This window comes from Formivibrio sp. oc-25 (assembly GCF_055810895.1).
In genome coordinates this window covers 1-8,242 of sequence record NZ_JBVVOL010000051.1, presented here as the reverse complement: position 1 = coordinate 8,242, position 8,242 = coordinate 1, and the positions used below count along the sequence as shown (strand labels likewise).

Below are 8,242 nucleotides of genomic sequence, written 5' to 3'. Positions count from 1 at the left end.
CTGTGTTTGCACAAAAATTCAGCAAGCAGGCGGTCGGTATTTGAGCGAGGTGTGTCTTCGGTTGTCAGGACAGGTCAATCTATCAGGGCCTGGTTTACGATCGCCCGCACGAAACCGCGCTCAGCGTGGCGGATGACATTTTCGTGGTAAACAGTTTTTCCAAATTCTTCCAGATGACAGGCTGGCGCCTGGGCTGGCTGGTTGCCCCTACCAAGCATGTACCGGCCCTGGAAAAACTCGCACAAAATCTTTTCCTCGCCGCCCCCACGCCAGCACAATATGCCGCGCTGGCAGCGTTTCATCCGCAAACGCTGGCACTGCTGGAACAGCGTCGTCAGATCCTCGACCACCGTCGTACCTGCCTGGCCGCCCTGCTGGCTGAACTGGGCTTTGTTTTGCCGGCACAAAGCCAGGGAGCTTTTTACCTGTGGGCGGACACCCGCAACCTTACCGGGGATGCCGCAGCCTTTGCCGAACGGCTGCTGCAGGAACAAGGCATTGCCATTACGCCTGGACTGGATTTTGGTGTCGATGCTCGCTGCCGCCATTTCCTGCGTTTTGCCTACACCTGCGACATCGCCACGCTGCAAACTGCAGCAGAAAGAATCCGGAAAACACTATAAAACCTTATTGAAAGCCGGGTGTATTTGCCCTACCCTTTGCCGATTGCATCCAGCGAGGGCAAAGGGGCACCATGTTCGACTTCAAGGGTCTGGTCCAATCGCTTTTTCTGCCACAAGAAGCCGTTACCGAAGTTCGTGATCTCAAGTCAGCGACACGCATGCTGGGTGAGCTGCCGCAAAGCGACATGCTGATAGCACAAGCCGAGATCATCAAGGCGCTGCAACAGCTTAATCACAACGCCAAGGTATCGATCAAGGAACGCCTGCGTACCATTCCGTATCTGGATGAAAAAGCCCGAAACTTGCAGGATTATCTGGTTCGCGTCCATCAGGGTGAAATCATTGATGACGACGCACCGCCATCCCAACTGCTATTGACGATCACCGCCTTCTGGGCCGAAATGGGCAACGCCTATCAGCTTTGTCTGAAACAGGCCATGCAGACCCCTGGCAAACATGGCGACGCCAACCTTCCGCTTTTCATCCTGCGCGCGATGCGCTACTACTTCGAGCACACCAAGTGGCGATTCATGCGTTACCGGGCAATCGACCAGCATACCTGGCGGCGGATCCATCGCCTGTACCGGTGGGCAGAACAGCAAGGCTGCCAAACAACCCTGATTTGTCCTTACCCGACTGAGCCGGCATCCAGCATCCAGGGCACTTACCTGAAGATCCTGATGCTGGCACTCTCTTGCCCGGAAAAAATGCCCCCCAAGCAGATTCAGCTGATTGCCGAATTACTCGATGACTGGGTGCAGGATATCAAACTGGAAACGGTCATCCAGCCACAACGCCAGCTTTTTGCCATTAACCTGGCAGAAGCTTATCCGCCGAAACGACTGCGGCGCGACATGCTGGGAGAAACCTGGCGCTATTGGGATACCCGCGCCTTGCTCCAACGCATGCAGCAACATGTTAGCGCCATGCAGAACAGCAGCGACAAATGCGCAGGACTCACAGAAACCGCCTTGATCCTGCAGCATGAGCGCATCCAGGCACTGGTCAAACTCTGGTCCAGGGAAACCAGCCCCCCCACACGCAAACATGAGCGCCGCGCCAGCCAAAGACCCGTCAAGCTACTGCATGGATTAGATTGCATTCTGCATAACCTGAGCGGCAAAGCAGTGACATCGGCAACTGTCAGCCCCGGCACCGTTACTGATGAAAGTGCCTCGGGCCTTGGTATTGAAATTCACGGCAAGCACGGCGAAACACTGCATCCCTGCGAAATTATCGGCGTTCTGCCACAGGACAACGACGGCAAACTGTCGATCGGTCTGGTGCGACGACTAGAGAGGCAAAGCGACGGCGAACTCCTGGCTGGCGTAGAAACCTTGGCATCAACCCCGTTGGCCGTTGACTTGAGCTGCCCGGAAAAAAATCAGCAGTGCCGAACGCTCTTTTTGAGCAGCAGCGCCAGTCAGCAAGCCGGGCATTACCTGTTCGTTCCCTACACAAATCTGGCACGGGACAAGGATTACATCCTTGCCGCACAAGGCAAAGCCTACCGCATCAGGCTTGCCGATACGGTTGAACACACCAGCCACGCAGCCCTGACCAGGTTTACTGTTCTGGAAAAGGTCGACACCTAGACACCATCGTGGTGACACGTTAATATCCAGCCTCTTTCAAGGGAAGCGTGGCTGAGCGGTTTAAGGCAGCGGTCTTGAAAACCGTCGGGGATTTACGTCCCCCGTGAGTTCGAATCTCACCGCTTCCGCCAGAATATCAATAAAAATGCGCCCTATAAGGCGCATTTTTATTTTGTATACCATTTTGTATGCCATTTTCAGGTAGATAGAATTTTAACGAAAACGTTAATCTACCCAAGCATTCCAAGCACGCCTATTACATAAAATTTACTTGCGCATCATTTATGCAAGCGAACACGGTTAACTTAATCACGCAACTCAAATACTCTCAAAGAATAAATTATGACAATGGGGGGTGATGGGCACCATGCCCCATACCCATACCACCCCGTGCTTGCCTACGTCATAAAAAATTTTGGGTTATTTTTTAAAATATCTTATTTTTTGATTTGAATCGTCATATCAGGAACAGCCTCCATTGTCGGCCTACGCAGTTCAGGATCTCCAGCAGAGAGGCAGCGGAACTGTATCTCGGCATTTGCATATCTAGCCACGCCGGAGTCTCTGGAGCTTTCGTTGAGTGCTTTTAAATATTTATTTTGTCGCTTGCAAAACTCATTTGCATCTCGATAAAGCTGACCTTTTACTTCCGCCCCTGAAAATGTAGTGAACCCACCTGGTCGCCCAACCATGTAGGTATCTGGACCGATGGAAACAATATCATCCTGCGTCGAGGATGTTGCGCAACCGGACAATGTAATGACAGCCATAGTAAAAAAAAACGCTTTTGATGTTTTTTTGAGCTTCATAATTACCCTTGATCGATGGACGGAAAACTACGCGTAGTAACGCTACTTACAGAGATATGAGATTATTATCACCGGCACATACCCACTAGATATGTAGCTTATTCAATACTAAATAATCGATTACGAACCTTTTCCCACTCCAGAAACAGCGCCTCATCTCGCTCCCCCTGATTACCATTATTTTCTTTACGAAACTGTATAATTTCTTCGATCCGATCTACCAATTTTAAGGCATGGCTTTCCTTGCCCTTAAGGCCACCCTTTTTTCGAGCCAAGCGGTCAATAGAACTCACGGCCACCCATGCTACGCTGCGGCGCTTGTCCCCGTTGCGGTTCATAACGATTATTTCTTCTAGAAGTAAAGATACCATCGGAACAGAAGGGGGCTGCATTCGATGTAGATCAAGCAATTGATCGTGAATTTCGAATAATTTACTCAACCATTGTTGACGTTCAGAAGCACCACTTTTTCTAACAGCCAAACTCATTGTTCTACTGGCTGCTGTCAAATCTTTACGGATACCTTCTATATCAGCCATGCCCCGCTCGCCAGCACGCGCCTTATGAGCAGCGGAAAGCCTAACATTCCACTCCAGTTCAGTAGGAATTTTGCACCTGAGCGCTGCTTCGGATGCCTCAATAGCGCCAGTATAATTTTTGAGACTCCATTCGCTGTGAAACCAAATATCGAACAAAGCCGGCCGTCTTCCTCCAGCAGAAAAAGCATCTCTAACCAGTAGCCTTGCTTCCTCATAACGTGGTGGTTTTGTGCCCATCAGTAACTTTGCTTTAAAGCTCAATATATCTGGATGATTTTTACGGACATGCGCTGCATCAAGAGTACTTAGTGCCTCTATAAATCGGTCCTCTTTCAACAATGCATTAGCCTGACGGATAGCTGAGGCAACATTACTATCACCTGCTTTTCGCTTCAGATCAGCACCTTGACTTAAGCCTTCAACGGATTTCTGTAATTTTCGATGATCGCCAACAAGGGACTCTGCAGAATCCAAAACTAGGCGTGCAGTCGTCTCGTTTACCGCAAATCTAGGCTCTTTAGCGATAGGTGGACGTGCAACGAGAAATAGCCTGTCTAATTCATCAATAGCCCCCTCCACTATGGTTTTGGGGAGGTCGGTAACGGCTGCCAATTCAGCGGTGGATGCTGATCGCAACATAGAGGCCGCCACCAAGACACGCTTTGCCTCAGGAGATAACTGACTAATCTCTTTTTTCAAAACAGCTGCGCGGGCCAAGTCGCCACTTTTTCCTTGCCAATTAGTTAGCGCCTCGTCAAACGATCCGTAGCGAAGATTGCGGCAGATAGATTCGGAAAGGAGCGGACTACCGTGGGTTGATTTAAATAGATTGTCGCGTTGGCCTTTGTTCAAGGTAGATACTTGAGGCAGACGTTCACCGAGCACACCAAGAAAATCATCAAACTCGTCACGCTCGAAGCCCTCCAGATGAATAGACGTCGAAGTTGAAAATGTATGGTTGTGTCGTGTGGTGATCAAAAACCTAGAGTTGTTGCCAGAAAGCCAAGCCACTAGCTCACCGACTTGTTTTTGTTCGTCGGATTGAAGTGAGTCAACATCATCAACAATCACAAAGGATGGAATCGTACCAAAACCGCTTCTCAGTAGGCGCTTACGATCATTCTGTGATTTTCCATCAACTTCGGATTCCTCATAAGCCAAACGATTACATAGCGCAGTCAAAAGTTCGTCAAAAGACTCGTAATGAATCTCTGGCATGCGTCGGTAGTCATTAAGAAGCCCGTCGAACTGTTGTTTTTTGGCAGACAGCCAAACGATCTGATCAAACGGTTGCTCTGGATATCGGATGAGTTGTTCCGCAAACTCGTAGGCAACACTAGATTTTCCTACGCCACCAGCGCCCGCCAAAACCCGCCAGTGCGACAGGTCATCGCCGAGCCATGTCCATAGACGGTTTAAAATTTCCTCACGACGTATAAATTTAGGGCAAATTGCGGATCTATCAGGGAGATTATGTTGAACCTGAACACTCTTCTCAGTAAATATCCCCCGCCTTTCGTTCCCTAGTAGATAGGGGTTGATGCGCTCGCCGGTTAGCCAAAATATTTTTGTGCCAATTGCCTTTAGCGAAGTATCTCCGTCGCGATAGAAAAAATCTCCAACCTTAAACTCAGGTGGGTGCTTGGGATGCTCCGTTTTTGCATCCTTCTTAAAATCCACAGACTGACTATCTTTCGGTCGCCGCGGCACACTCAGAAGAACAAGATTTACATCTGTTTGCTGGAGAGTCTTTGCTGGAACGCAGCACCCTGTCAGCAGGATTCTTGTGTCTGTCACCGCAGCTACTCTGTCTTTGAGTTGCTCGATGTTCACAATAGCAGGATCAACACCAACCACCGGGAAGCCCATCCCGTCTCGAGCATCACCCACTCCAAAAATTAGGTAGCCGCCGTAGGTATTATGCATAGCGACGATCGCCTTCACGATCCGCTCAGTGCCAACAACACCGACGATAGTCTCCTTGTAATCCAGAAGCTCGCATTCCAGAGGTGCGCAGTATCCATCTTGTACCAGGCCAACCAGCACATCGCTAGAAATCGTACCCTTTTCTACATACTGTGCGATTCGTTCTCTGATGGATACAACATCCCATGTCGGTCGATTGTCACTCATTTTTTCAGACGTAGTTAGCATCACGCGATATTGATTGGCTAAAAATGGACAGACTTTAAGTAATTTACATATACATTATGTAATTTCTAAACTTTCTAAAATCCATAATAACCCATAAGCTGATGTGGTTTCCACCTCATGAAAATCGTTTTTCAGAAAAGATAGGATTACTCCCATCTTTCAATGACCATCAAGAGTATCTGTTTAGGATTAAACGTGAGCATGTCATTTGCCCATCTATTTCTACGCGGACAAGATCCTCCTGCCGTTGCTATCGCAACTCTACGTGGATAGACCGAATACTTACTGACTTATTACTACTACCAAACACTTATCAAATGATTTATTAGCAAATAAACATCAGGAATCGTAAGTATTAAGCAGAGATTTGCTGATCATGCCCGCCAGTTTGCGCAACTAGATAGCCAAACTCGTTGTCCATCCCAACCATCCGACCAAAATCTGCACCTTCGCCATCCTAACTGACGCAGTGCCTCACCAACATGCTGAGCATGAGGACGCTCGTGGTAGCGTCCGTTTAATCTGCTAACAAACTCTGCCATCGTCCAAGGCCGGTCACGTAGCGCCGGAGGAAGCGTTTGCATCAATTCCGTGATTTGTTCTGTTAGCGGCTTGGTTCTCTTGATCTTGTCAATTGATGCAGCGAGCTTAGCCTTGGCTTCGGCCTCTTGTTGAAGTTGCTGAACACGGTTTAATTCGGCCACCTCCCGATTCAGCCGCTCGATAAAGCCTTGATTATCGATTCCCATGCCAATTTTCCTTTATAGATGACTGGTGGCGAACGTCTATGTTTAATCATTCCCCTTTCTTGAGGGTGGTTCTGGAGCATATGCGTAGAGAGAGAACGTATGTTTTTTATAAAAAAGTACATGTACCCTCTCCTAAATAAGGGAAATATCCTGCCCCAGCTTGCCCCCCCACACAAAAAAGGGGAATGAACTAGGCCGCCTGCTTCACCTTTGGATTAACGTAAAAGCGCTCCGCGGGCCGCCCACCTGTTCGCTCGTCCTTGTATGAGGTCAACCAAACCATATCGCGCAACACTGTTAGCGCTGTAGCTACTTCCTCGGCAGTGCGCAACCCTGCCCACTCCCTGATCAAAACGTCAGAACGCGTGAATCCGTCCTTCAATTTCCCAGCCTTGATCTTGTTAGCCAAAGCCACAGCGGATTGCATCGCTCGATTAGTTGCCGTGTGATACAGCCGACGCGCATGCGCTTCGAGAATCCTTGTCCATCCCCCGGCACGCAATGCAGCCTGCTTATCGATTGGGCCAGTTTTGCCTGCAGCGAGATGAAGAATCAAAGCCAGTTTAGGGAACAAGGATCGGTATTTACCAAGATGCGCGAGCATGGCCGGGTGTTCGTCCGAGTCTGAATTTCGGATACGATCCTCAAGCTTCAAACGCCAGTTATCAAAAATAACTTGGGCCTCATCATCAAAAGGTAGATAGGCAGCTTCATCCAATCCTGCGGATGCACCAACTGCTACAGGATTCAGTTCAGCCAAGGTTTTGACCAAATTATGGTAGTGATCCATAGCCGGGAGATTGGGCAAGCGATCAACCTTGCGGTACGTCTTGACTGGATCGGGATAAACAGCGAATTGAAACCGAGCCACCAAACCATCATCACCACCGCCACCGGCTACAGCGTCATACACAATTTGGCGCAATACATTGGGCTGGATCGTTCCTAGCAATGACAGGTTTACGCACTCCGCACGAACATGACCGCGCCCAATGCGATCGGTCGCATAATCCTCGGTGCCGGTCCAGCCAGTAAGGTATAAGCCTCTAGCCTCTTTCTGGTTTTCTTTGTTCAAAGAATGGAACCATCCCTGCAACTCGTCACGAAACACAAGGAACCCGGCAGGGTTGGCCTGAGCAATTGCAACAAGCATTTCATACGTTGAATCGTTGACAACGTACCGGGTCATTTGGGGCTCGACAGGTGGTTCTAGGCCCAGGTTGTTATTCCCACTGTTGATCGCAGCTTTGACCGCCTTGTCATAGATCGCCTTGTCTAGCTGGTACTGCAACATTGCCTTTTGAAATCTCTCGGCGGCTTGTTTATCCATTGCCTTCAACGGGGACAGCGCCTCAGAAAGCGGGGGTGTTTTCATCTGGCTAGGCTGACTGACCAGCAATCCCCAAGCGCCAGCAGGAACCCGCCATGTGCCATTTGCATAAGGCTTGCAGGCGATCCGTGAGCCGATGGCGCTTGCCAATGTCACCATGACACCAATGGCTGGGAACTCGACCGGACAGCACATCCGTTCGGCAACATCTTGCACATAAGCCGCCAACTCATCAGGTAACAGCTTGAGCGGAAATGCAGGCACTGGCGGCAGGTTATCAACCAATGGCTCAGGGTCAGACCACGCATCCGCGTTCGAGGCTTCGGCCGTGCTATTCTTTGCGATCTGATTTGCATAGCGCCTAGCTGTCTAGTTTCGTACGATCATATCTCGCAACGTATCCTGAAACTTGCCACTGCGCGCGAGGTTTTGGGTAGTCTTCT

Annotated in this window: 6 protein-coding genes and 1 tRNA gene; 3 read left to right on the top strand and 4 right to left on the bottom strand. The window is 49.6% G+C overall.

What is annotated here, in order from left to right; translation table 11 throughout:
* The first annotated feature begins 77 nt into the window (after window positions 1–77).
* The 3 genes from AC0KVQ_RS15880 (at window position 78) to AC0KVQ_RS15870 (ending at window position 2,349) form a co-directional block, all read left to right on the top strand.
* Window positions 78–623: an aminotransferase class I/II-fold pyridoxal phosphate-dependent enzyme gene (locus AC0KVQ_RS15880; protein WP_473422167.1), complete on the top strand. Its 546-nt coding sequence runs from the start codon at window positions 78–80 to the stop codon at window positions 621–623.
* A gap of 71 nt (window positions 624–694) precedes the next feature.
* On the top strand, window positions 695–2,218 hold the full coding sequence (locus tag AC0KVQ_RS15875) for a hypothetical protein (protein WP_473422166.1): 1,524 nt from the start codon (window positions 695–697) through the stop codon (window positions 2,216–2,218).
* Window positions 2,219–2,259: 41 nt separating this feature from the next.
* Window positions 2,260–2,349, top strand: a tRNA-Ser gene (locus AC0KVQ_RS15870).
* 306 nt (window positions 2,350–2,655) lie between these two features.
* Here AC0KVQ_RS15870 and AC0KVQ_RS15865 read toward each other — a convergent pair.
* From AC0KVQ_RS15865 to AC0KVQ_RS15850, 4 genes are all read right to left on the bottom strand, one after another.
* Entirely contained in the window at window positions 2,656–3,027 is a 372-nt protein-coding gene (locus AC0KVQ_RS15865) for a hypothetical protein (protein WP_473422165.1), read from the bottom strand.
* Window positions 3,028–3,125: 98 nt separating this feature from the next.
* A complete protein-coding gene (locus tag AC0KVQ_RS15860) occupies window positions 3,126–5,699 on the bottom strand; it encodes an RNA-binding domain-containing protein (RefSeq protein ID WP_473422164.1) in 2,574 nt (857 codons plus the stop codon).
* A gap of 395 nt (window positions 5,700–6,094) precedes the next feature.
* Entirely contained in the window at window positions 6,095–6,469 is a 375-nt protein-coding gene (locus AC0KVQ_RS15855) for a hypothetical protein (protein WP_473422163.1), read from the bottom strand.
* 190 nt (window positions 6,470–6,659) lie between these two features.
* Window positions 6,660–8,084 carry a DUF3987 domain-containing protein gene (locus AC0KVQ_RS15850; RefSeq protein WP_473422162.1) on the bottom strand — a complete coding sequence of 475 codons (1,425 nt, stop codon included), beginning with the start codon at window positions 8,082–8,084 and terminating at the stop codon, window positions 6,660–6,662.
* Window positions 8,085–8,242: the final 158 nt, after the last annotated feature.

Excerpts from the sequence above, each read along its gene's own strand:
- AC0KVQ_RS15875 (WP_473422166.1), top strand. The coding sequence starts at position 695 with ATGTTCGACTTCAAGGGTCTGGTCCAATCGCTTTTTCTGCCACAAGAA.
- AC0KVQ_RS15865 (WP_473422165.1), bottom strand. The coding sequence starts at position 3,027 with ATGAAGCTCAAAAAAACATCAAAAGCGTTTTTTTTTACTATGGCTGTC.
- AC0KVQ_RS15860 (WP_473422164.1), bottom strand. The coding sequence starts at position 5,699 with ATGAGTGACAATCGACCGACATGGGATGTTGTATCCATCAGAGAACGA.
- AC0KVQ_RS15855 (WP_473422163.1), bottom strand. The coding sequence starts at position 6,469 with ATGGGAATCGATAATCAAGGCTTTATCGAGCGGCTGAATCGGGAGGTG.